This window comes from Streptomyces sp. SID14515 (assembly GCF_010548505.1).
GTDB classification, from domain to species: domain Bacteria; phylum Actinomycetota; class Actinomycetes; order Streptomycetales; family Streptomycetaceae; genus Streptomyces; species Streptomyces caviscabies.
In genome coordinates this window covers 180138-201114 of the sequence record NZ_JAAGMH010000016.1, presented here as the reverse complement: position 1 = coordinate 201114, position 20977 = coordinate 180138, and the positions used below count along the sequence as shown (strand labels likewise).

Genomic DNA, 20977 nt, shown 5'->3' with positions numbered 1-20977 from the left:
GGTTCCAACGGCGGTTCCTACCCTCGGAACGTCTCCAGCAGCCGCAGCCACACCTCGCTGATGGTCGGGTAGGCCGGGACCGCGTGCCACAGGCGGGAGATGGGCACCTCCCCCGCGACCGCGACCGTCGCCGAGTGCAGGAGTTCGCCGATGCCCGGGCCGACGAAGGTGACGCCGAGGAGGATCTCGCGGTCCAGGTCCACGATCATCCGGGCGCGGCCCCGGTAGCCGTCGGCGTAGAGGCCGGAGCCGGCCACCGAGGCGAGGTCGTAGTCGACGGCGCGGACACGGTGGCCGGCGCGTTCGGCCTCGGCGAGGGTGAGGCCGACCGATGCGGCCTCGGGGTCGGTGAAGACGACCTGCGGGACGGCCGCGTGGTCGGCGGTGGCCACGTGGGCGCCCCAGGGGGCTGTGTCCAGGGCGGCCTTCTCGGCGCGGGCGGCGATCGCCGCGCCTGCGATGCGGGCCTGGTATTTGCCCTGATGGGTCAGGAGGGCGCGGTGGTTGACGTCGCCGACCGCGTACAGCCAGTCGGTGCCCTCGACGCGGCAGCTGTCGTCCACGGTGAGCCAGGAGCCGGGTTCGAGGCCGATCGTCTCCAGGCCCAGGTCGTCCGTGCGCGGGGCGCGGCCGGTGGCGAAGAGGATCTCGTCGGCCTCGATGCTCCCGCCGTCGTCCAGGTCGACGGTGACCGGGCCGTCCGGCGCGGGCCGACGCACCGCGGTGACCGAGACGCCGGTACGGATCCGGGCCCCGGCCTCCGTCAGCGCGTCGGCGACCAGCTCGCCCGCGAAGGGCTCCATCTTCGGGAGCAGGCCCTCGCCGCGGATCAGCAGGGTCACCTCGGAGCCCAGCGCCTGCCAGACGGTCGCCATCTCCACGCCCACGACTCCCCCGCCGACGACCACGAGCCGGCCGGGCGCCTCCTTGGCGCTGGTGGCCTCGCGGCTGGTCCAGGGGCGGACCTCCTCGATGCCGGGGAGGCCGGGGACGACGGCCCTGGTGCCGGTGCAGACGGCGACGGCGTGCCGGGCGGTGAGCCGGTGCTCGGTGCCGTCGGGGGCGGTGACGGAGACCTCGCGAGGGCCGGTGAGCCGGCCCGTACCCCGGTACACGTCCGCTCCGACGCTCTCCAGCCAGGCGACCTGGCCGTCGTCCTTCCAGTGGCTCGTCTCCTCGTCCCGGTGGGCCAGGACGGCCGCGACGTCGAGAGGGCCCTGTACGGCGTCGCTCAGACCCGGCACCCGGCGGGCGTCGGCGCGGGCGACGACGGGGCGCAGCAGCGCCTTGCTCGGCATGCACGCCCAGTAGGAGCACTCGCCGCCGACCAGCTCGGACTCCACCACTGCGGTGGTGAGCCCGGCGGCGCGGGCCCGGTCGGCCACGTTCTCGCCCACCGGACCCGCACCGATGACCACGACGTCGTAGGGCGAGTGCGCGGAGCTCTCGGAAGTCTTCACTGCATCAGTCATGGAAACAGTGTCGTCGCGGGTGTGCGCCCCGGCCACATGGGCAGGCGGAATAGCGCAAGTGCAGTCACCGTTGTGCCGGACAGGACCCGACAGGACCCCCACGGGCACAGGAAGAGGTACCCCAAGCATGAGCACCGTCGAGCTCACCAAGGAAAACTTCGATCAGGTCGTCAGCGACAACGAATTCGTCCTGATCGACTTCTGGGCTTCCTGGTGCGGCCCCTGCCGTCAGTTCGCGCCGGTCTACGACTCGGCCTCCGAGCGCCACCCCGACCTGGTCTTCGCGAAGGTCGACACCGAGGCGCAGCAGGAGCTCGCGGCGGCCTTCGAGATCCGGTCGATCCCGACCCTGATGATCGTCCGCGACAATGTCGCGGTCTTCGCGCAGCCCGGCGCGCTGCCCGAGGCGGCCCTGGAGGACGTCATCGGACAGGCCAGGAAGCTGGACATGGACGAGGTCCGCAAGTCCGTCGAGGAGCAGAAGCGGGCGGCCGAGGCCGGGGAGGGCCGGCCGGAGCCCCAGTAGTCGCCCGACCGGCGCACGGCACCGAGCGAGGGGCCCTGACCCGTACCGCGGACATCGCGGTGCGCGTGGCGGGCCCCTCAGTCGTGTGCGGAAGCCGTGTCCGCCGGCCGTGTGCGGCAGCCGGGCTTCTCTCAGGACGCCGGGCGCTCGCCCTCGGCGCCCGCCACGCGGACCGACATGCCGTAGTCCAGTTCCTCGCCGTCGATGAGCACGGCCTCCACCGTCCGGGTCTCCGGGTCGACGTCCGCCTCCATGCCCTCCCCCGCGTACCGGGGATAGCCCGAGGCCCCCGTCTCGCCGGTGGCGGCGACGACCGCGGACCGGATCGGCCGGCCGGGGGCTCCGGTCCGCGTTCTGCTGTGGTCGGGGATCAGGAGGAGCTCGTAACTCTGCGGATGGCTCATGCCTCCGACGCTAGACATCCGCCGTGCGCCGCGCATGTCGTCGCGCCGGAGGCGGTCAGCTGGATTCGCGGTGTACGGCGCTGGTGCGGAGCAGGTCGTGGTGGACCGGTGGCGCGCCCGGGTGCTGGACCATGCGGTCGATCGTCTCGGCCAGCGGCTGCGGCATCGCCAGTTCCATGCGGACGGTGCTCAGCCTCGGGCGCAGCAGTCTGCCGATGAGCAGGTCGTCCGCGCCGATCACCGCCGTATCGGCGGGCACCGCGACCCCCGCGTCCTGGAGGGCCCGCATCAGCAGCATGGCGTACTCGTCGTTGTAAGCGAACACCGCGTCCAGGCCCAGATCCGGCCAGCGGGCCGCCAGCTGGTGCGCGGACTCCTCCTCGTACCGCAGCGGGAGCGGGCACACGCGGGCCCCCACCGGTTCGGCGGCGCGTCGTGCCCCGGTGAGGCGGGGTTCGGAGAAGGGCGACCGGCCCGGTTCCTGGGGCATGACGACCCCGATGTGGCGACGGCCGCGGGCCAGCAGATGTTCCACCGCGCTGGCTCCGACCTGGCGTTGGTCCATGACCAGGCCGTGCGCTCCGGCCACCGGGTCGGGGCCCAGGGTGATCACCGCCTTGGCGCCGGAGCGGGTGAGGATGCCCGTGCCGTGCGGGGTGAGGGCGATGCCCGGCGGTACGACGACGGCGACGGGCCGCAGCTCGGCCCAGGCGGTGGCCGCCTCGTCGGCGGTGAGACCGACGCTGCCGTACTGGACGACGGTGTAGTCCAGGCGGCGCAGTCCCGACTGGAGTTCCTCGAAGAAGTACTGGTGCAGCGGTCCCGCAGGTATGTGGCCGGAGGGCAACAGGACCATGCGGCTGTGTCCGGCGCGCAGACTGCGGGCAGCCGCGTGCGGAACGTAACCGAGTTGGAGGGCGGCCTCCCTGACCCGGCGTCGGGTGGGATCGCTGATCCGGACGGTGGCGTTGTTGTTCAGTACGTACGACACGGTGGCCCGGGACACTCCGGCGAGGCGCGCGACATCCGCGCTGGTCGGAACGGAGACTTCGGCGGGCTGCTTGGGTAACTGGCTCATGGCGTCGGGCAGTCTTCCAGACCCGTGGGAGCGGGTTTCGGCCCGGGGCCCGCAGCACCGGTCACGGTGGCCGGAACGCCGCCCCGCGGCCCCGGTCCGACGCCCCCCTCCCGGTATCGGGCGGTGGAGGTTCTACGGTGTTGCGATGACGTTCCACGACAGCGCGTACCGATCCGACAACCCCTTTGACGTGCCCGGCAGCAGCGGGCCGACCGCCACGGTGCAGGCCGATCCCGACGATGTGGGCCCCGTGCGCACCTCCTACGCCCCCGATCGCGACGGCGAACCCGACCCCGGCGAGATCGTCTGGACCTGGGTGCCCTACGAGGAGAACGACGGGCGGGGCAAGGACCGGCCGGTGCTCGTCGTGGCCCGTGAGGAGACGGGCACGCTGCTCGCCGTCCAGCTCTCCAGCAAGCAGCACGACCGGGACCACGAGTGGGTGGCGCTGGGCGCGGGCCCATGGGACAGCTCCGGGCGGCCGTCCTGGGTCGATCTGGACCGGGTGCTGCGGGTCCACGAGGACGGGATGCGCCGGGAGGCGTGCGCCCTGGACCGGGAGCGTTTCGACCGGGTCACCGGGCGGCTGTGCGAGCGGTACGGCTGGAGCTGAGCGGACCCTCTGCGATCGCGGCGGCCGGCATCAGGTCAGGTCAGGTCAGCTGAAGGTCCGGGCGAAGGCGGCCCGGACGGCGGAGTCGGGGTCGCGGTCCAGGATGCCGAACACGATCTGCTCGAAGTGGCCGCCGAACCGGCCGCCCGCGCCGAGCAGCGCCCGGAACGCCTCCGCCACCTGTGCCGGGTCGTTCCGGAAGACCCCGCAGCCCCACGCCCCCAGGACGAGCCTGCGGTAGCCGCGTACGGCCGCGACCTCCAGCACCCGTTCGGCCCGGGAGGCCAGGGCGGCCGGAATGCGGTGGGCCTCCTCGGGGGTCTGCCGCTGGATCACCCCGGCGTTGGGCGCGGGCGAGGTGAGGAATCCGACGGTGTACGGGGCGTCCAGGAAGCGGCCCCGGTCGTCGCGGAAGACCGGCACCCCGGGCGAGTGGATCACCCGGTCGGTGTAGAAGGCGCTGCGTTCGGCGCGATGGTGCGCGTAGTACTCCGGGGCGCGCAGCAGGGTCGCGTGGAGGGCCGATCCACGGCACAGGGCCTCCTCCTGGGCCTGCGCCCCGTTGAGGTAGCCGCCGCCGGGGTTGCGGGCCGAGGCGTAGCTGAGGACGGCGACCCGGCCGGGGGCCTCGCCGGTCATCCGGCGGGCCGCGGCGAGGCTGCTCTCGCCGGTGACCTCGACGTGCGGCGTGCGGTCGGTGTCGAGCGCGGCGACGGGCACCGGGTCCGGTCCGTAGAGCCTGGTTCCGGACAGCGCGGCGATCACGGCCCGCTCGATGGACACGTCCTGACCTGCCGCGTTGCAATATCGCCCGGCCTCGACGACCGCTTCCGTATCGCGCGCGATGCCGCGCAGCCGCGCGCTCACCGGCGCTCCCCCATGTGGTGCATACGGGGCATGCTGATGGGGAACCCGGCCTGGGCGCAACCGGATTTTCTTGGCCCGGGGGCACCCTTGTGCGATCTCCGGGTACGGGTTTGGCTGGTAGGTACGCAGCTGCGAAGGAGGCCCTCATGGGCTTGGACATTCCCGGCGCAACCGGCTCGCGCCCGGACGCCGCCCCTCTCGACGAGAGCGGGGCAGAGGATTTACTGCGCGGCATATGTTTCAAGACGGGTCCTCCCCGAACCGTCGGGGTGGAACTCGAATGGCTCATCCACGACCGGGAACATCCGCACCTTCCGGTCGGCCAGGAGCGCCTCGACAGCGCTGTCGAAACGGTCCGCGCGCTGCCGCTGAGCGCCGCGCTGACCTTCGAGCCGGGCGGCCAGCTGGAGCTCAGTTCACAGCCGGCCGGCTCGCTGATGGAGTGCGTCGAGACGACCGCGGCCGATCTGGCGGCGGTCCGTGCCTCGCTGGGCACGGCCGGGCTCGCGCCGGTCGGTCTCGGCGTCGACCCGTGGCAGTCGCCGCGCCGCAGGCTGCGGGAGCCCCGTTACGACGCGATGGAGGCCGCGCTGGACCGCGCGGGGCCGGCCGGGCGGGCGATGATGTGCACCTCCGCGTCGGTCCAGGTCTGCCTGGACGCGGGCGAGGAGGAGCCGGGGCCGCTCGGTTACGGACGGCGCTGGCAGCTCGCGCACCTGCTGGGCGCGGTGCTGGTGGCGGCGTTCGCGAATTCGCCGTTCCAGCGGGGCCGCCGGACCGGCTGGCGCTCCACCCGGCAGTCGCTGTGGGCGGACCTCGACCCGGGCCGGACCCTGGCGCCGGGCTCCGGGCGCGCCCCGCGCGAGGCCTGGGCCGCGCATGTGCTGGACACGTCCGTGCTGTGCATCCGGTGCGAGGACGGCCCCTGGGACGTGCCGGAGGGGCTCACCTTCCGCGAGTGGATCCGCACCGGGTCGCCGCGTCCTCCCGTGCAGGCGGATCTCGACTACCACCTCACCACGCTGTTCCCGCCGATCCGGCCGCGTGGCCATCTGGAGCTGCGCATGATCGACGCGCAGAGCGGGCCCGACGGGTGGCTGGTGCCGCTCGCCGTCGCCACGGCCCTGTTCGACGACCCGGAGGCCGCCGAGACCGTGTACCGCACCGTGAAGCCGCTGGCCGAGACGGCGGGCGCACCGGCCGCCCCGCGCAATCCGCTGTGGACGGCGGCCGCCCGTGAGGGCCTCGCCGACCCGGAGCTGCGGACCGCGGCCACCGTCTGCTTCGGGGCGGCGCTTCCGGCGCTGGAGCGGATGGGCGCGAGCCAGGCGGTGCGCGACACCGTGGCCGCCTTCACCGACCGCTATGTCGCCCGGGGCCGATGTCCGGCCGACGACCTGCCCGAACCGGGCGCCCTCACCGACCTGAGCCTGCTGACCGACCGGGGCCTGCTGACCGGTACGGGCCCGACGCCCGGCCCCGACGCGCCGGCCGGTCCGCCCGGGCGGACCGCGAGCGCCCACGAGGGACTGCTCCCCGGCCGGCCGGCGCTCCCGCCGCATCCCGGAAAGGCGGCCTCCGCATGACCGAGCACCGTGAAGACGTCGAGCGCCGCGAGCTTTCCGACGCTTTCGATCCGGCGCAGGCCTCCGGCCCCGCCGCCACCGGCTTCCCCGTCACGCCCGGTGTCGATCCCGAGGACCTGCGGCGACGTGCCCTCGACGCGCTGCTGACCGCGCGCGACCGCACCGCCCTGCTCACCGACAGTGTCGACGACGGCGAACTGACCGCCCAGCACTCCCCGTTGATGTCGCCGCTGGTCTGGGACCTGGCGCACATCGGCAACCAGGAGGAGCAGTGGCTGCTGCGCGCCGTCGGCGGCCGGGAGGCGCTGCGCCCGGAGATCGACGGGCTCTACAACGCCTTCGAGCACTCCCGCGCCTCACGACCCGCCCTGCCGCTGCTGGCCCCCGCCGAGGCACGGACGTACGCCTCAGACGTACGGGGGCGGGCGCTGGACCTGTTGGAGAGCGCACCGCTGCACGAGGGCGGCCGCCCGCTGGAGCGGGCCGGGTTCGCCTTCGGGATGATCGCCCAGCACGAACAGCAGCACGACGAGACGATGCTGATCACTCATCAGCTGCGGTCGGGTCCGGCGGCGCTCGCCGCCCCCGCCCCGCCCGCGCCCGATGACTCCGAGGCGCTGGCGGACGAAGTCCTGGTCCCCGGCGGCCCGTTCATGATGGGAACCTCCGCCGAGCCATGGGCCCTGGACAACGAACGGCCCGCGCACCGGCGCGAGGTGGCCGCGTTCCACCTGGACACCTCGCCGGTCACCTGTGGCGCGTACCGCCGTTTCATCGAGGACGGCGGGTACGGGGACGCCCGTTGGTGGGCTCCCGAGGGCTGGGCCATGGTCCGGGAACACGACCTGGAAGCGCCGCTGTTCTGGCGGCGGGAGGCGGGGCAGTGGCTGCGCCGGCGGTTCGGGGTGACCGAGCCGGTGCCGGACGACGAGCCGGTGCTCCACGTCAGCTGGTACGAGGCCGACGCGTACGCCCGTTGGGCGGGGCGGCGGCTGCCCACGGAGAGCGAGTGGGAGAAGGCCGCCCGGCACGATCCGGTCTCCGGCCGCTCCCGGCGCTATCCATGGGGCGACGAGGACCCGACGCCGGAGCGGGCCAATCTGGGGCAGCGCCATCTGCGTCCGGCGCGGGCCGGGGCGTATCCGGGAGGCCGGTCGCCTTCCGGGGCGGGGCAGTTGATCGGCGATGTATGGGAGTGGACCGCCAGCGACTTCCTGCCCTATCCGGGGTTCGTGGCGTTTCCCTACCGTGAGTACTCGGAGGTCTTCTTCGGGCCCGGGCACAAGGTGCTGCGCGGCGGCTCGTTCGCCGTGGACCGGGTCGCCTGCCGGGGTACGTTCCGCAACTGGGACCTTCCGGTGCGGCGGCAGATCTTCTCCGGATTCCGCACGGCGAGGGATGCCTGATGTGCCGTCATATCGCCTATGTGGGCGAGCCGGTGGCGCTCGGCGAGCTTCTGCTGAAGCCCTCGCACTCCTTGGTGCGGCAGTCCTGGGAGCCGCGCCGCCAGCGCTACGGCACGGTCAACGCGGACGGTTTCGGCGTCGGTTGGTACGCGGACGGCGACCCGGTGCCCGGACGCTACCGCCGTCAGGGCCCCGTCTGGGGCGACGAGACCTTCGCCGATCTGGCCCGGGTGGTCCGCAGCACCGCGCTGCTCGCCGCCGTACGGGACGCCACCGAGGCGGGTGCGGACGGGGAGGCCGCAGCCGCGCCGTACGCCGCCGGGCGGCTGCTGTTCAGCCACAACGGGGCGGTGAAGGGCTGGCCGGGTTCGCTCGGCCCGCTCGCCGCCGCCCTGCCCGCCGAGAAGCTCCTGTCGCTGGCCGCCCGGAACGACTCGGCGCTGGTCTGGGCGCTGATCCGGCACCGGACCGACGCCGGGGACGATGCGCCGCAAGCCGTCGCGGAGACCGTCCGCGAGGTCGCGGCCGCCGCGCCCGGCTCCCGGCTGAATCTGCTCCTCACCGACGGGGAGACGATCACGGCGACCGCCTGGGGCGACACCCTCTGGTATCGCACCACTCCGGGCCGCCGCACCGCGGTCGCCTCGGAGCCCTACGACGACGACCCGCTCTGGCGCGAGGTCCCCGACCGCACCCTGCTGGTCGCGACCGCCTCGGACGTCCTGCTCACCCCGCTCAAGGAGCCCACCGCGTGAGTCCCTTCCTGCTGACCCGCACCCTGCCGGTGGACGCGACGGACGCGGCGCTGCGCGCCGACGTCCTCAGCGGCCTGACCCGGCACCCCAAGACGCTGCCGCCGAAGTGGTTCTACGACGCCCGCGGCAGCGAGCTGTTCGAGGAGATCACCCGGCTGCCGGAGTACTACCCGACCCGCGCGGAACGGGAGATCCTGGAGGCGCGCGCCGAGGAGATCGCGGCGGCTTCGGGGGCCCGGACCGTGATCGAGCTGGGCTCGGGCTCGTCCGAGAAGACCCGCCATCTGCTGGACGCCCTACCGGAGTTGCACAGCTACGTCCCGGTGGACGTGAGCGAGAGCGCGCTGACCGGGGCGGCCGAGTCGCTGCTCGCCGAGCGCCCCGAGCTGTCCGTCCACGCGCTGATCGCGGACTTCACCGGCGGGCTGGCGCTGCCGGGGACGCCGGGGCCGCGTCTTGTGGTGTTCCTGGGCGGCACGATCGGCAATTTGCTGCCGGAGGAGCGGGCGGCGTTCCTCCGGTCGGTGCGCTCGCTGCTCTCGCCCGGGGACGCGCTGTTGCTGGGCACGGATCTGGTGAAGGAGGAGGAGACGCTGGTGGCCGCGTACGACGACGCGGCGGGCGTGACGGCGGCCTTCAACAAGAACGTCCTGAACGTCGTCAACCGTGAGTTGGGGGCCGATTTCCCGCTCGCCGAGTTCGAGCACCGCGCGGTGTGGAACCCGGCGGAACGGTGGATCGAGATGCGGCTGCGGGCCCGGCGGGCGCTGAGCGTCAAGATCCGGGAGCTGGACCTCGTGGTGCCGTTCGAGGCCGGTGAGGAGCTGCGTACGGAGGTGTCGGCGAAGTTCCGTCAGGAGGACGTCCGCGAGGAGTTGGCCGCCGCCGGTATGCGGCTGGCTCAGTGGTGGACGGATGCGGCGGGGCGGTTCGCCCTGTCGCTGGCCACGGCGGTCTGACGGGGCCGGAGGGGATCTCCGGGTCCGAGGACGGCCGCTCGTGCCCTGCGGGCCAGGGTGCGGCGGTCGTCCTCGCCGTGTACGGGGACCGGCGCGAGGACGTCGACCCGGGCGGTGAGCCCGGCCGCCCGCACCACGCGCCAGAGCGAGGCGGCGAGCGGATCGTCCCCGACGAACGCCACGGCTCCGGCGGCCTGCCCCGACGCGTCGGTGGCCGGCTCCGGCGCTCCGGCGGCGGGATGGAGGGTGCGGTAGGCGATGCGGACCGGCCGGACCGTCGCGCCGGCGTCGATCGCCGCCTGGAACACGGCGGGCCGGAACGCGCCGCCGCCCCGTCCGCACCAGGTGCTGCCCTCGGGGAAGACCACGACCCGGGAGCCGGAGCGCAGGGCCGTCGCGACGGTCCGTACGGCGGCGGGCAGGGCGCGCAGCCGGTCGCGGTCGATGAACAGGGTGCCGCCGAGCGCGGCGAGGGGGCCGAGCAGGGGCCAGCGCCGGATCTCGCGCTTGGCGAGCATCCGGCCGGGCAGTACGGAGGCGATCAGCGGGACGTCGAGCCAGGAGATGTGGTTGGCGACGACGAGCCCGCCGCCGGTGGCGGGTTCCGGCGCGTGCCGCCGGACCGTGACGCGTACACCGAAGGCCCGGGGAACCGCGTGCGCCCAGCGCCGTACCAGCCGTTCCCGGCGGGAGGTCCCGAGCAGCCGGACCAGCGGGACGCAGGCCACCCCCAGCAGGACCAGGGTGCAGCCGGTCAGCAGCAGGAGCGCGGCGGGCAGCGGGGCGCGGACGGCTCCGGTGTGCCGGGCGCAGCCGTCCGGGGTGCACGGGGCGACGGGCAGCCAGGTGCTCATCGCAGTGGGGCCAGGGAGAGGAAGTGGCGCAGGTAGCGCGGGTCCGTGCGGCGCAGCGAGAGCAGGACGTACAGGTCGGCGACGTCGAAGTCGGGGTCGTACGCGGGGGCTCCGCAGATCTGGGCGCCGAGCCGGAGGTAGCCGCGCAGCAGGGGCGGGAGGTCCGCCCGGGAGCCGGCTTCCGGGCCGTGCGCGGAGGAGTCCCAGAGGCGGTGCGGGGTGACCCAGTACTCCTGGGGCGCGAGGTGTCCCGCGCGTACGGTGTTCCAGCTGCGGGCGGCCTGCGCGCCGCCGTCGGCCAGCGGGAGGGAGCAGCAGCCCGCGATCCAGGTGTGGCCGGTGCGCTCCATGTAGCGGGCGAGTCCGGCCCAGACGAGGGCGATGACCGCGCCGTCGCGGTGGGCGGGGTGGACGCAGGAGCGGCCGACCTCGACGAGGTCGTCGCGGATCGGGGCGAGCCGGGTGAGGTCGAACTCGCTCTCCGCGTAGAGGCGTCCGGCGGCCCGGGCCCGGTCCGGCGGCAGCAGCCGGTAGGTGGCGACGACGTCCCCGGTGGCGGTCTCGCGGACCAGCAGGTGGTCGCAGTACGCGTCGAACGCGTCGCTGTCCAGGCCGGGTTCGGGCCCCTCCAGGCGGGCTCCGAGCTCCCCGGCGAAGACCAGGTGGCGCAGGCGCTGGGCCGCGCGTATGTCTTCCTGGCAGGTGGCGAGCGAGACCCGATAGGCCGGTTCCTGGGCGCCGACCGGGCCGGGGGCCGCGGAGCGGGCGGGGGCCGGAACCGATGCGGGGGCGGCGGGAGCCGGAACGGATGCGGTGGCGGCGGGAGCCGGAACGGATGCGGTGGCGGGGGCGGAGGTGGGGAGCGGGGCGACGGGCAGCACGGTCATGGCGGTCTCCGGTGACGGAAGCGGCAGGGTCGCTGCCGGGTCGTCGCGGAAGTGCGACGGCCCGGCCCCTTACTTCTTCCGTCACCGGCTGGATTCGACGTGACCGCTGTGGGGAGCGGGGATGTGCGACGGCTGAATCCCCAGGGCCGCCGCCACTCCGGGGGTGGCGTGCACCGGGACGCGGTACGCAGGGAGAAGCCGTGCCCGCGGCTCGCCGTCCGGCAGGGGTCAGCCGCTGCCGGTGAGCATGGCGGTGATCCGCTCGGAGGCGGCCTTGGCCTCACGGGCCGGGTCGCCGCCCTCCAGCACAGCCGTCATGTAGGGCTTGATCGGGTTCTCCGCCTCGACCCTGGCCCACTGGGACGAGTTGGGGGTGGCCCGGCCCCGGGTGGCGCCTTCCGCCATCGCCGCGGTGCCCTCGTCGCCCTCGATGACATGGGCGAGGCTCGGCTTGTTGGGCACGTAGCTCATGCCCCGGGCGAGCTCCGTCTGCCACTTCTCGCTCGCCAGCGCCTTGACGACGGCGATTCCGGCGCTGCGCTCGTCGGCGTTCTTCGGGACGATGAGGTCGGATCCGCCGGTGAATACCGAGCCGGGGGCTTTCGCGGTCTTGCCGGGAATGGGGAAGTAGCCGAGTTTTCCCTTGAGTTCGGGATTCTTCTGCTCGATGAGCGCGGCGCTGCCCGGTACCGAGATGATCTGCGCGACATCGCCCTTGGCGAATACGTCGGTCTGCGGGGGCTTCTCCTCGTCGGCGTCCGTCGGGCCGCCGCCGAGCGCCTGGAGTTTCTGGTAGAACTCCATGCCCGCCAGGGCCTCCGGAGTGTCCAGGGCGCCCTGCCAGTCGCCGCCGTTCTCGTCGGCGAGCTCGCCGCCCTCGTCCCAGATGAATCCGGCGAGCACGTACCAGTTCTGTCCGGCCAGATAAATGCCTTGGTTCCCCGCGCTGTTGAGCTTCTCGGTGGCGGCGATCCACTCGGCGCGCGTCTTCGGGACGGAGTCGATGCCCGCCTTCTCGAAGATGTCCTTGTTGTAGATCACCACCCGGTTGGCCGCGTACCAGGGGATGCCGTACTGCACACCGTTGATGCTGCCGGGCTGGGCCAGACCGGGCAGCCAGTCCTCGCTGCCCAGGTCGCGCATCGACTCCAGGGTCAGATCGCGCAGGCCGCCGCTCTCCGCGTACTGCGCGACCTGCGTGTTTCCGACCTCGATCACGTCCGGGGCGTCGTCGCCCTCCAGCGCGGAGATGACCTTGGGGCCGATGCCGCTCCACTCCTGGATCTTGAAGTCCAGCTCGATCGAGGGGTTCTCCTCCTCGTACGAGCGGGTGAACTTGTCCAGGAAACCGGGCGAGACGCTGTCCTTCATCAGCCAGATCGTCACCGTGCGGTCACCGCTGCCCGAGCCCGATATGTAGCCGCATCCGCCGAGTGCGACGGTTGAGACAAGCGCGATGGCTCCGGCCAGTATGCGGTTCTTCACGTGGTCACCTTCTGCGAAACGGCACGACGAAATCGGGACCCGGTGTGGGGGGATTGCGGGCGGCGCTCGCACGGGTGGTTGGCTGAATTTTGGTATGGACCAATCAGTAGGTCAAGGCGGGTGCTCGTCCCGATTCGCCCCACCCGCCCCCTCGCGGGACATCACGGATTGGGGCAACGTGGTCACTGGAGAGGAGACAAACAATGGCGAACCACACCTATCGGGTCACCGAGATCGTAGGAACCTCCGAGGAGGGCATCGACGCGGCGATCCGGAACGGCGTCGCAAGAGCCGCGGAAACGTTGCACAATCTCGATTGGTTCGAGATTAATCAAGTTCGCGGTCATATCGAAGATGGCCGAATCGCGCACTATCAGGTCGGCCTGAAGGTGGGCTTCAGGCTCGACGAAAGCACCTGATCAGCCCGATCGGCCTGATCAGGTACGCCCCTCGCGTTCCTGCGCGTCCTTCAGCGCCTCCGACGGGTCGGCCCAGCGGGCCCGCACCACGGTGAATCCGGCCACTTCGGCCGCATCGCAGACCAACTCGTCGTCGTCCACGAGCATGCGCACCTGCCCCGTCCGCCCCAGCCGCCGGAGGATGTCCAGCTTCGTCCGGCGCGCGGGGCGCCGGTCGTCGTCGCGCCGCATGAACAGCGTGCCCTCGGGCAGCCCCTGACGGCTCAGCCAGCGCACGGTGTCACGACGGCACCGCTCGGGCCGGCCGGTCAGATAGACGATCTCGCACTCCTCGGCGCTCGCGAGCACCATCCGTACGCCCTCCGGGAGCGGCGGGTCGGCCGCGGCCGCGGCGAAGAAGCCGGCCCAGTCGCGCTTCGCGCCCTCCAGGAAGTGCTGCCGGTGGGCGGTGTCGGCGAGGGTGCCGTCCAGGTCGAAAACGGCCAGCGGCCGTGCGTCGTCGTTCACTCCCCCAGCTTAGGAAGCGCCTCGGGAATCCCTGCGGAACGAGCGCGTTGAACAGAGCGTGAGCTCTGTGATCGCCTCGACCCGTTTCTCCGTCCTGGACCGCTCCCGCACCCGTGAGGGGTACGACGCGCCCAGGGCGCTGCGCGACACCGTCGACCTGGCCCGGCAGGCGGAGGCGCTCGGTTTCCACCGCTTCTGGGTCTCCGAGCACCACGGCGTGCCGGGGGTCGCGGGGTCCGCGCCGACGGTGCTGGCGGCCGCCGTCGCCGCCGCGACCTCCACCATCCGGGTCGGCACCGGCGGGGTGATGCTGCCCAACCACCGGCCGCTGGTCGTCGCCGAGCAGTTCGGGGTGCTCGCCTCGCTCTTCCCCGGCCGGATCGACATGGGGCTCGGCCGCTCCGTGGGGTTCACCGACGGCGTCCGCCGAGCGCTCGGCCACGGCAAGGAGGACGCCGAGGACTTCCCCGGACGGCTCACCGAACTGCTCGGCTGGATCGACGGCACCCAGCAGGCCCACCCCCGGGTGCACGCCCATCCGGCGGAGGGCCTGCACATCCCCGCGTACGTCCTGGCCATCGGGGAGGGCGCGGCCGTCGCCGCGGCCGCCGGGCTCCCGCTCGTCATCGGCGATCTGCGCGGCCGGGAGAAGGTGTTGCGGGCCATCGAGGTCTACCGCCGCGACTTCCGCCCCTCCGCCCGCGCCGAGCGGCCCGAGGTGATCGTCTCGGGCACGGTGGCCGTCGCCGGCACCGAGGAGGCGGCCCGCCGACTGCTCGTACCGGAGGCCTGGGCCATGGCGTACTCCCGCACGCACGGGGACTTTCCGCCGCTGGCCCCGGCCGAGCGCGTCGAGGCCCTCACCATGACGCCCAAGGAGCGCAGGCTGTACGAGCAGGGGCTCGACGGCCACATCCACGGCACCGAGGACCGGGTGGCCGAGCAGTTGGAGAAGGCGATCGCGGAGACCGGGGCGGACGAGGTGCTCGTCACCACCAGCACCTACGACCGTGAGGCACTGGTGGACTCGCTGCGGCGGCTCGCCCGGATCACCCGCACCGGGTGAGGCACGCCGCCCGGTCCCGGGCGGCCGCCGTCGGCGCCGACGCCTAGAATCGAACTGTTTGTCCCAAGGCGTCAGAACCCCACCCGTACGGAGCCGAGCCCCATGCCCTCCCCCCACGATCCGTACGTCCGCGTGCGCGGCGCCCGCGAGCACAACCTCAAGGACGTACGGGTCGACATCCCGCGCGACACCCTGACCGTCTTCACTGGCGTGTCGGGGTCGGGGAAGTCCTCACTGGCCTTCGGGACCATCTACGCCGAGGCCCAGCGCCGCTACTTCGAGTCCGTCGCCCCGTACGCACGGCGGCTGATCCATCAGGTGGGCGCGCCGGCCGTCGGGGAGATCACCGGGCTGCCGCCCGCCGTCTCGCTGGAGCAGCGGCGCTCCGCCCCGGGCGCCCGGTCGTCCGTCGGGACGGTCACCACGCTCTCCAACTCGCTGCGCATGCTCTTCTCCCGGGCCGGGGACTATCCGCCGGGGGCCGAGCGGCTGGACTCCGACGCCTTCTCCCCCAACACCGCCGTCGGCGCGTGCCCGGAGTGTCACGGGCTGGGGCGGATCCATCGGACGGACGAGGAACTGCTGGTCCCGGACCCCTCGCTGTCGATCCGGGACGGGGCGATCGCCGCGTGGCCGGGGGCCTGGCAGGGCAAGAACCTCCGCGATGTGCTGGACGCGCTGGGCTACGACGTCGACCGGCCGTGGCGCGAGCTGGATCCGAAGGACCGGGAGTGGATCCTGTTCACCGACGAGCAGCCGGTGGTGACGGTGCATCCGGTGCGGGACGCGGGCCGGATCCAACGCCCTTATCAGGGTACGTACATGAGCGCGCGGCGCTATGTGCTGCACACCTTCGCGGACACCAAGAGCCGGTCCCTGCGGGCGAAGGCGGAGCGTTTCCTGACCAGTGCCCCGTGTCCGGTGTGCGGCGGGAGCCGGCTGCGGCCCGAGGCGATGGCGGTGACCTTCGCCGGGCGGACCATCGCGGAGCTGGCCGGGCTGCCGCTGTCCGCGCTGGCCGAGGTGCTGTCCGGGGCGGGGGCGGGCGGCGAGGAGACGGCGCGGGTGCTGACGGGCGATCTGCTGGCGCGGATCGCGACGGTGACGGAGCTGGGGCTCGGCTATCTGAGCCTGGACCGGACGGCCCCGACGCTGTCCTCCGGTGAGCTGCAACGGCTGCGGCTGGCAACGCAGTTGCGGTCGGGGCTGTTCGGCGTCGTCTATGTTCTGGACGAGCCGTCGGCCGGGCTGCACCCGGCGGACACCGAGGCGCTGCTCGGGGTGCTGGGCCGGTTGAAGGAGGCCGGGAACTCGGTCTTCGTGGTGGAGCACCAGATGGACGTGGTGCGGCGGGCGGACTGGCTGGTGGACGTGGGCCCGCTGGCCGGGGAGCACGGCGGGCGGGTGCTGCACAGCGGGCCGCCGGAAGGGCTCGCCCAGGTTCCGGAGTCGGCGACGCGCCGCTTCCTGTTCCCGGAGGTCGGCCAGGACGCCGGGCCGGTGCGCGAGGCGCGTACGCCGTCCGGGTGGCTCCGGCTCAGCGGCGTGGAACGGCACAATGTGCGGGGCGTCGACGCGGCGTTCCCCCTCGGGGTGTTCACGGCGGTGACCGGGGTGTCCGGCTCGGGCAAGTCGACCCTGGTCGGCCAGGTGCTCGCCGGGGTGCTGGCGGACCGGCAGGCCGGCGAGGAGGCCGGGGCGGGAGAGCGGTACTGCGCGGCGGCCACCGGTCTGGAGGCGGTGGACCGGCTCGTCCAGGTCGACCAGAAGCCCATCGGCCGTACGCCCCGGTCCAATCTGGCCACGTACACCGGCCTGTTCGACGCCGTGCGGAAGCTCTTCGCGCAGACGGACACCGCACGGGAGCGGGGGTACACGGCGGGGCGGTTCTCGTTCAATGTGACGGGCGGGCGGTGCGAGACCTGTCAGGGCGAGGGCTTCGTCTCGGTGGAGCTGCTGTTCCTGCCGAGCACCTACGCGCCCTGCCCGGACTGCCACGGCGCGCGCTACAACCCGGAGACGCTGGAAGTCACCCTCGACGGGCTGACGATCGCTCAGGTCCTGGATCTGACCGTGGAGTCGGCGGCCTCCTTCTTTGCCGGCACGCCGGCCGCCGAGCGTGCCCTGACCACCCTGCTGGACGTCGGGCTCGGCTATCTGCGGCTCGGCCAGCCCGCCACGGAGCTGTCCGGCGGTGAGGCCCAGCGCATCAAGCTGGCGGCCGAGCTCCAGCGCACCCGGCGCGGACACACGCTGTACCTGCTGGACGAGCCGACGACGGGGCTGCATCCGGCCGATGTGCAGGTGCTGATGCGGCAGTTGCACGCGCTGGTCGACGGCGGGAGCACCGTGGTGGTCGTGGAGCACGACATGGCCGTGGTGGCGGGCGCGGACCATGTCATCGACCTGGGGCCCGAGGGCGGGGACCGGGGCGGGCGGATCGTGGCGACCGGCGCCCCGGCGGAGGTGGCGCGTGCCGCCGGAAGCCGTACGGCGCCGTATCTGGCCAAGGCGCTGCGGCGCTGACCGTACGCGGGATCGTACGCCGCTGATCCCGTACGGCTCCCGGGAGTTCGGAGCCGTACGGGATCAACTCCTCGGTCAGCGGCGGACTTTACGGGTCGCCCGCAGCCACTCCTTGTTCATCGCGGCGATCGAGGGCAGTGGAATGCCCTTGGGGCAGGCCGTGGCGCACTCGCCGGTCAGGGTGCAGCCGCCGAAGCCCTCGTCGTCCATCTGGGCCACCATGTCCAGGACGCGGGTCTCGCGTTCGGGGGCGCCCTGCGGCAGGACGTTGAGGTGGTTGACCTTCGCCGAGGTGAACAGCATCGCCGAGCCGTTGGGGCAGGCGGCGACGCAGGCTCCGCAGCCGATGCACTCGGCGTGCTCGAAGGCGAAGTCGGCGTCCGGCTTGGGCACCGGGGTGGCGTGGGCGTCCGGGGCGGTGCCGGTGGGGGCGGAGATGTAGCCGCCGGACTGGATGATCCGGTCGAACGAGGAGCGGTCCACGACCAGGTCCTTGATGACCGGGAAGGCGGAGGCGCGCCAGGGCTCGATGTCGATCGTGTCGCCGTCGGCGAAGGACCGCATGTGGAGCTGGCAGGTGGTGGTGCGCTCCGGGCCGTGGGCGTCGCCGTTGATGACGAGGCTGCACGCGCCGCAGATGCCCTCGCGGCAGTCGTGGTCGAAGGCGACGGGCTCGTCCCCGGCGAGGGTGAGTTCCTCGTTGAGGGTGTCGAGCATCTCCAGGAACGACATGTCGGCGGAGATGTTGTCGACTTCGTAGGTGGCCATGGCGCCGGGCTCTTCGGCGTTGCGCTGACGCCAGACGCGCAGGGTGAGCTTCATGCGTAGCTCCGCTGGGTGGGGTGGACGTACTCGAAGACGAGGTCTTCCTTGTGCAGGACGGGGGCGCCGCCGGTGACGGTGAACTCCCAGGCGGCGGCGTAGGAGAACTCCTCGTCGCGCCGCTCGGCCTCGCCGTCCGGGGTCTGGGACTCCTCGCGGAAGTGGCCGCCGCAGGATTCGGCGCGGTGCAGGGCGTCGAGGCACATGAGCTCGGCGAGCTCCAGGTAGTCGACGATGCGATTCGCCTTCTCCAGCGACTGGTTGAATTGTTCTCCGGTGCCGGGGACCTTGATGCGCCGCCAGAACTCCTCGCGGATCTCCGGGATCTTGGCGAGCGCCTTGCGCAGGCCGTCCTCGGTGCGGGCCATTCCGCAGTACTCCCACATGAGTTCACCGATCTCGCGGTGGAAGGAGTCGGGGGTGCGGTCGCCGTCGACGGAGAGCAGCAGGTTGATGCGGTCCTCGGTCTCGGCCACCACCTCGGCGACGGCGGGGTGTTCGGCGTCGACGTTCTCGGTGTGCGGATTGCGGGCGAGGTAGTCGTTGATCGTGGAGGGCAGGACGAAGTAGCCGTCGGCGAGCCCCTGCATCAGGGCGGAGGCCCCGAGCCGGTTGGCCCCGTGGTCGGAGAAGTTGGCCTCGCCGATGGCGAAGAGGCCCGGGATGGTGGTCTGGAGGTCGTAGTCGACCCAGAGGCCGCCCATCGTGTAGTGCACAGCGGGGTAGATCCGCATCGGGACCGTGTACGGGTCCTCGTCGGTGATCCGCTGGTACATGTCGAAGAGGTTGCCGTACTTGGCTTCGACGGCCTTGCGGCCCATCCGGCCGATGGCCTCGGCGAAGTCCAGGTAGACGCCCTGTCCGCCGGGGCCGACGCCGCGCCCCTCGTCGCAGACGTTCTTCGCGGCGCGGGAGGCGATGTCGCGGGGCACCAGATTCCCGAAGGCGGGGTAGATGCGCTCCAGGTAGTAGTCGCGCTCGTCCTCGGGGATCTGGTTGGCGGGGCGGGTGTCGCCCTTGGCCTTGGGGACCCAGATGCGGCCGTCGTTGCGCAGCGACTCGCTCATCAGCGTCAGCTTGGACTGGTGGTCGCCGGTGCGCGGGATGCAGGTGGGGTGGATCTGGGTGAAGCAGGGGTTGGCGAAGTACGCGCCGCGCCGGTGGGCCCGCCAGATCGCGGTGGCGTTGGAGTTCATGGCGTTGGTCGACAGGTAGAAGACGTTGCCGTAGCCGCCGGTGGCCAGGACGACCGCGTCGGCGAAGTAGGTGTCGATCTTCCCGGTGACCAGGTCGCGGGCGACGATGCCGCGCGCCTTTCCGTCGACCACGATCAGGTCCAGCATCTCGGTACGGGCGTGGAGTTCGACGCCGCCCGTGGCGATCTGCCGGGACAGCGCCTGGTACGCGCCGAGGAGGAGCTGCTGTCCGGTCTGGCCGCGCGCGTAGAACGTACGGGAGACCTGGACGCCGCCGAAGGAGCGGTTGTCGAGGAGGCCGCCGTACTCACGGGCGAAGGGCACGCCCTGGGCGACGCACTGGTCGATGATCTCGACGGAGATCTGGGCGAGCCGGTGAACGTTGGACTCCCGGGCGCGGAAGTCGCCGCCCTTGACGGTGTCGTAGAACAGCCGGTGGATGGAGTCGCCGTCGTTGCGGTAGTTCTTCGCGGCGTTGATGCCGCCCTGGGCGGCCACCGAGTGGGCGCGCCGGGGCGAGTCCTGGAAGCAGAACTGGACGACGTGGTAGCCCTGTTCGGCGAGGGTGGCGCCGGCCGCGCCGCCGGCCAGTCCGGTGCCGACGACGATGACGGTGTGTTTGCGCCGGTTGGCGGGGTTCACGAGTTTCGCTTGGAAGCGGCGGGTGTCCCAGCGTTCGGCGACGGGACCTTCGGGGGCCTTGGTGTCGACGGCGGGCTCGCCCGTGCGGTACTGCGTGTAGTCGGGCATGTCAGCTCACCACTCCGGTCATGACGGCGACGGGTACGGAGACGAAGCCCACGGTCAGCACTGCCGCGAGGAGGTTGGCGAGGGTCTTCAGGACGCGGTCGCGGGTCGCGTTGCCGACGCCCAGGGTCTGCGCGGCGCTCCAGAAGCCGTGCTGGACGTGCAGGCCCATGGCGAGCACCGCGACGATGTAGATGACGTTGCCGTACCAGGTCGAGAAGGTGTCGATGACGTTCTGGTAGGGATGTCCGGCCTCGAAGCTGGTGTGGACGGTGCCGGTCGTCAGGTCGAGGATGTGCCAGACGATGAAGAGCGCGAGGATGATCCCGCCCCAGCGCATGGTCCGGGTGGCGTAGCTGGCCCGTGGCTTCTTGTGGACGTACTTGGCCGGGCGCGCCTTGATGTCGCGGCGGCTCAGCTGGTACGCGGAGACGCCGTGCAGCACGACGGCGGCGACCAGCCCCACCCGGACGATCCACAGCGCCCACTCGTAGTGCAGGATCGGTTCGCCCATGGTGCGCAGCCAGTGGGCGTAACCGTCGAACTCGCCGGGTCCGAAGAAGATCTTCAGGTTCCCCACCATGTGGGCGACGAGATACCCGAGCATGATCAGACCGCTCACGGCCATGATCGTTTTCTTGCCGACGGTCGAGTCCCAGAGCGTACGCGTCATCGACGGCCGTCGGTCCGTCCGCGTTGCCAATGCCATGGACCTGACGGTAGGGGCGCAGGGTCCGATCAGTCCAAGACATGGACCAGCTGATCTCCATAGCCATTGGCTATCGACGGAGGTTATCGTCGG

General features: G+C 72.3%; 19 protein-coding genes and 1 pseudogene. 9 read left to right on the top strand and 11 right to left on the bottom strand.

What is annotated here, in order from left to right; genetic code table 11:
* Positions 1 to 17: 17 nt before the first annotated feature.
* Positions 18 to 1472 carry an NAD(P)/FAD-dependent oxidoreductase gene (locus G3I54_RS03095; protein WP_164610805.1) on the bottom strand — a complete coding sequence of 485 codons (1455 nt, stop codon included), beginning with the start codon at positions 1470 to 1472 and terminating at the stop codon, positions 18 to 20.
* Between the two features lie 127 nt (positions 1473 to 1599).
* On the opposite strand from G3I54_RS03095, the gene trxA reads away from it, so the two are divergent.
* Positions 1600 to 1998: a thioredoxin gene (gene trxA, locus G3I54_RS03090; RefSeq protein WP_164610803.1), complete on the top strand. Its 399-nt coding sequence runs from the start codon at positions 1600 to 1602 to the stop codon at positions 1996 to 1998.
* Between the two features lie 131 nt (positions 1999 to 2129).
* On the opposite strand, the gene G3I54_RS03085 is transcribed toward trxA, so the two are convergent.
* Both G3I54_RS03085 and G3I54_RS03080 read right to left on the bottom strand, forming a co-directional pair.
* The gene (locus tag G3I54_RS03085; protein WP_007451487.1) at positions 2130 to 2402 is read right to left on the bottom strand and encodes a hypothetical protein; all 273 of its coding nucleotides are present in this window, start codon (positions 2400 to 2402) and stop codon (positions 2130 to 2132) included.
* 55 nt (positions 2403 to 2457) lie between these two features.
* The gene (locus G3I54_RS03080; RefSeq protein ID WP_164610801.1) at positions 2458 to 3480 is read right to left on the bottom strand and encodes a LacI family DNA-binding transcriptional regulator; all 1023 of its coding nucleotides are present in this window, start codon (positions 3478 to 3480) and stop codon (positions 2458 to 2460) included.
* Between the two features lie 145 nt (positions 3481 to 3625).
* On the opposite strand from G3I54_RS03080, the gene G3I54_RS03075 reads away from it, so the two are divergent.
* Positions 3626 to 4093, top strand: coding sequence for a type II toxin-antitoxin system PemK/MazF family toxin (locus tag G3I54_RS03075; RefSeq protein ID WP_164610799.1), 468 nt, complete (start codon positions 3626 to 3628; stop codon positions 4091 to 4093).
* Positions 4094 to 4138: 45 nt separating this feature from the next.
* Here G3I54_RS03075 and G3I54_RS03070 read toward each other — a convergent pair whose 3' ends face one another.
* The gene (locus G3I54_RS03070; RefSeq protein ID WP_164610797.1) at positions 4139 to 4960 is read right to left on the bottom strand and encodes a TIGR02452 family protein; all 822 of its coding nucleotides are present in this window, start codon (positions 4958 to 4960) and stop codon (positions 4139 to 4141) included.
* A gap of 146 nt (positions 4961 to 5106) precedes the next feature.
* Here G3I54_RS03070 and egtA point away from each other — a divergent pair.
* The 4 genes and pseudogenes from egtA to egtD form a co-directional block, all read left to right on the top strand.
* A pseudogene (egtA, locus tag G3I54_RS03065) lies at positions 5107 to 6369 on the top strand (ergothioneine biosynthesis glutamate--cysteine ligase EgtA); the annotation flags it as partial.
* A gap of 173 nt (positions 6370 to 6542) precedes the next feature.
* Positions 6543 to 7952, top strand: coding sequence for an ergothioneine biosynthesis protein EgtB (gene egtB, locus G3I54_RS03060; RefSeq protein WP_203685429.1), 1410 nt, complete (start codon positions 6543 to 6545; stop codon positions 7950 to 7952).
* On the top strand, positions 7952 to 8707 hold the full coding sequence (egtC, locus tag G3I54_RS03055) for an ergothioneine biosynthesis protein EgtC (RefSeq protein ID WP_164610795.1): 756 nt from the start codon (positions 7952 to 7954) through the stop codon (positions 8705 to 8707). The genes egtB and egtC overlap by 1 nt, the downstream gene beginning before the upstream one ends.
* On the top strand, positions 8704 to 9666 hold the full coding sequence (gene egtD, locus G3I54_RS03050; protein WP_164610793.1) for an L-histidine N(alpha)-methyltransferase: 963 nt from the start codon (positions 8704 to 8706) through the stop codon (positions 9664 to 9666). Before egtC ends, egtD begins: the two co-directional genes overlap by 4 nt.
* Here the strand turns inward: egtD and G3I54_RS03045 are convergent.
* From G3I54_RS03045 to G3I54_RS03035, 3 genes are all read right to left on the bottom strand, one after another.
* A complete protein-coding gene (locus G3I54_RS03045; RefSeq protein WP_164610791.1) occupies positions 9609 to 10520 on the bottom strand; it encodes a lysophospholipid acyltransferase family protein in 912 nt (303 codons plus the stop codon). The two genes, egtD and G3I54_RS03045, sit on opposite strands and share 58 nt — an antisense overlap.
* Positions 10517 to 11407 carry a GNAT family N-acyltransferase gene (locus G3I54_RS03040; RefSeq protein WP_164610789.1) on the bottom strand — a complete coding sequence of 297 codons (891 nt, stop codon included), beginning with the start codon at positions 11405 to 11407 and terminating at the stop codon, positions 10517 to 10519. Before G3I54_RS03040 ends, G3I54_RS03045 begins: the two co-directional genes overlap by 4 nt.
* Before the next feature lie 228 nt (positions 11408 to 11635).
* Positions 11636 to 12892 (bottom strand): extracellular solute-binding protein, encoded by a 1257-nt coding sequence (locus tag G3I54_RS03035; protein WP_164610787.1) that lies wholly within the window; start codon positions 12890 to 12892, stop codon positions 11636 to 11638.
* 203 nt (positions 12893 to 13095) lie between these two features.
* Between G3I54_RS03035 and G3I54_RS03030 the strand changes: the two genes are divergently transcribed.
* A complete protein-coding gene (locus G3I54_RS03030) occupies positions 13096 to 13311 on the top strand; it encodes a dodecin (RefSeq protein WP_103509157.1) in 216 nt (71 codons plus the stop codon).
* 18 nt (positions 13312 to 13329) lie between these two features.
* Here the strand turns inward: G3I54_RS03030 and G3I54_RS03025 are convergent, their stop codons facing one another.
* Positions 13330 to 13818 (bottom strand): hypothetical protein, encoded by a 489-nt coding sequence (locus G3I54_RS03025; RefSeq protein ID WP_164610785.1) that lies wholly within the window; start codon positions 13816 to 13818, stop codon positions 13330 to 13332.
* A gap of 58 nt (positions 13819 to 13876) precedes the next feature.
* Between G3I54_RS03025 and G3I54_RS03020 the strand changes: the two genes are divergently transcribed.
* Both G3I54_RS03020 and uvrA read left to right on the top strand, forming a co-directional pair.
* Positions 13877 to 14884: an MsnO8 family LLM class oxidoreductase gene (locus tag G3I54_RS03020; protein ID WP_164610783.1), complete on the top strand. Its 1008-nt coding sequence runs from the start codon at positions 13877 to 13879 to the stop codon at positions 14882 to 14884.
* 102 nt (positions 14885 to 14986) lie between these two features.
* The gene (gene uvrA / locus G3I54_RS03015; protein ID WP_164610781.1) at positions 14987 to 17410 is read left to right on the top strand and encodes an excinuclease ABC subunit UvrA; all 2424 of its coding nucleotides are present in this window, start codon (positions 14987 to 14989) and stop codon (positions 17408 to 17410) included.
* 75 nt (positions 17411 to 17485) lie between these two features.
* Here uvrA and G3I54_RS03010 read toward each other — a convergent pair whose 3' ends face one another.
* The 3 genes from G3I54_RS03010 to G3I54_RS03000 are packed head-to-tail and all read right to left on the bottom strand — an operon-like array spanning position 17486 to position 20884.
* The gene (locus G3I54_RS03010) at positions 17486 to 18232 is read right to left on the bottom strand and encodes a succinate dehydrogenase/fumarate reductase iron-sulfur subunit (protein ID WP_103509153.1); all 747 of its coding nucleotides are present in this window, start codon (positions 18230 to 18232) and stop codon (positions 17486 to 17488) included.
* Complete coding sequence (locus tag G3I54_RS03005) at positions 18229 to 20178, bottom strand: fumarate reductase/succinate dehydrogenase flavoprotein subunit (RefSeq protein WP_164610779.1); 1950 nt, start codon at positions 20176 to 20178, stop codon at positions 18229 to 18231. The genes G3I54_RS03010 and G3I54_RS03005 overlap by 4 nt, the downstream gene beginning before the upstream one ends.
* A gap of 1 nt (position 20179) precedes the next feature.
* Complete coding sequence (locus tag G3I54_RS03000; protein WP_164610777.1) at positions 20180 to 20884, bottom strand: succinate dehydrogenase; 705 nt, start codon at positions 20882 to 20884, stop codon at positions 20180 to 20182.
* Positions 20885 to 20977: the final 93 nt, after the last annotated feature.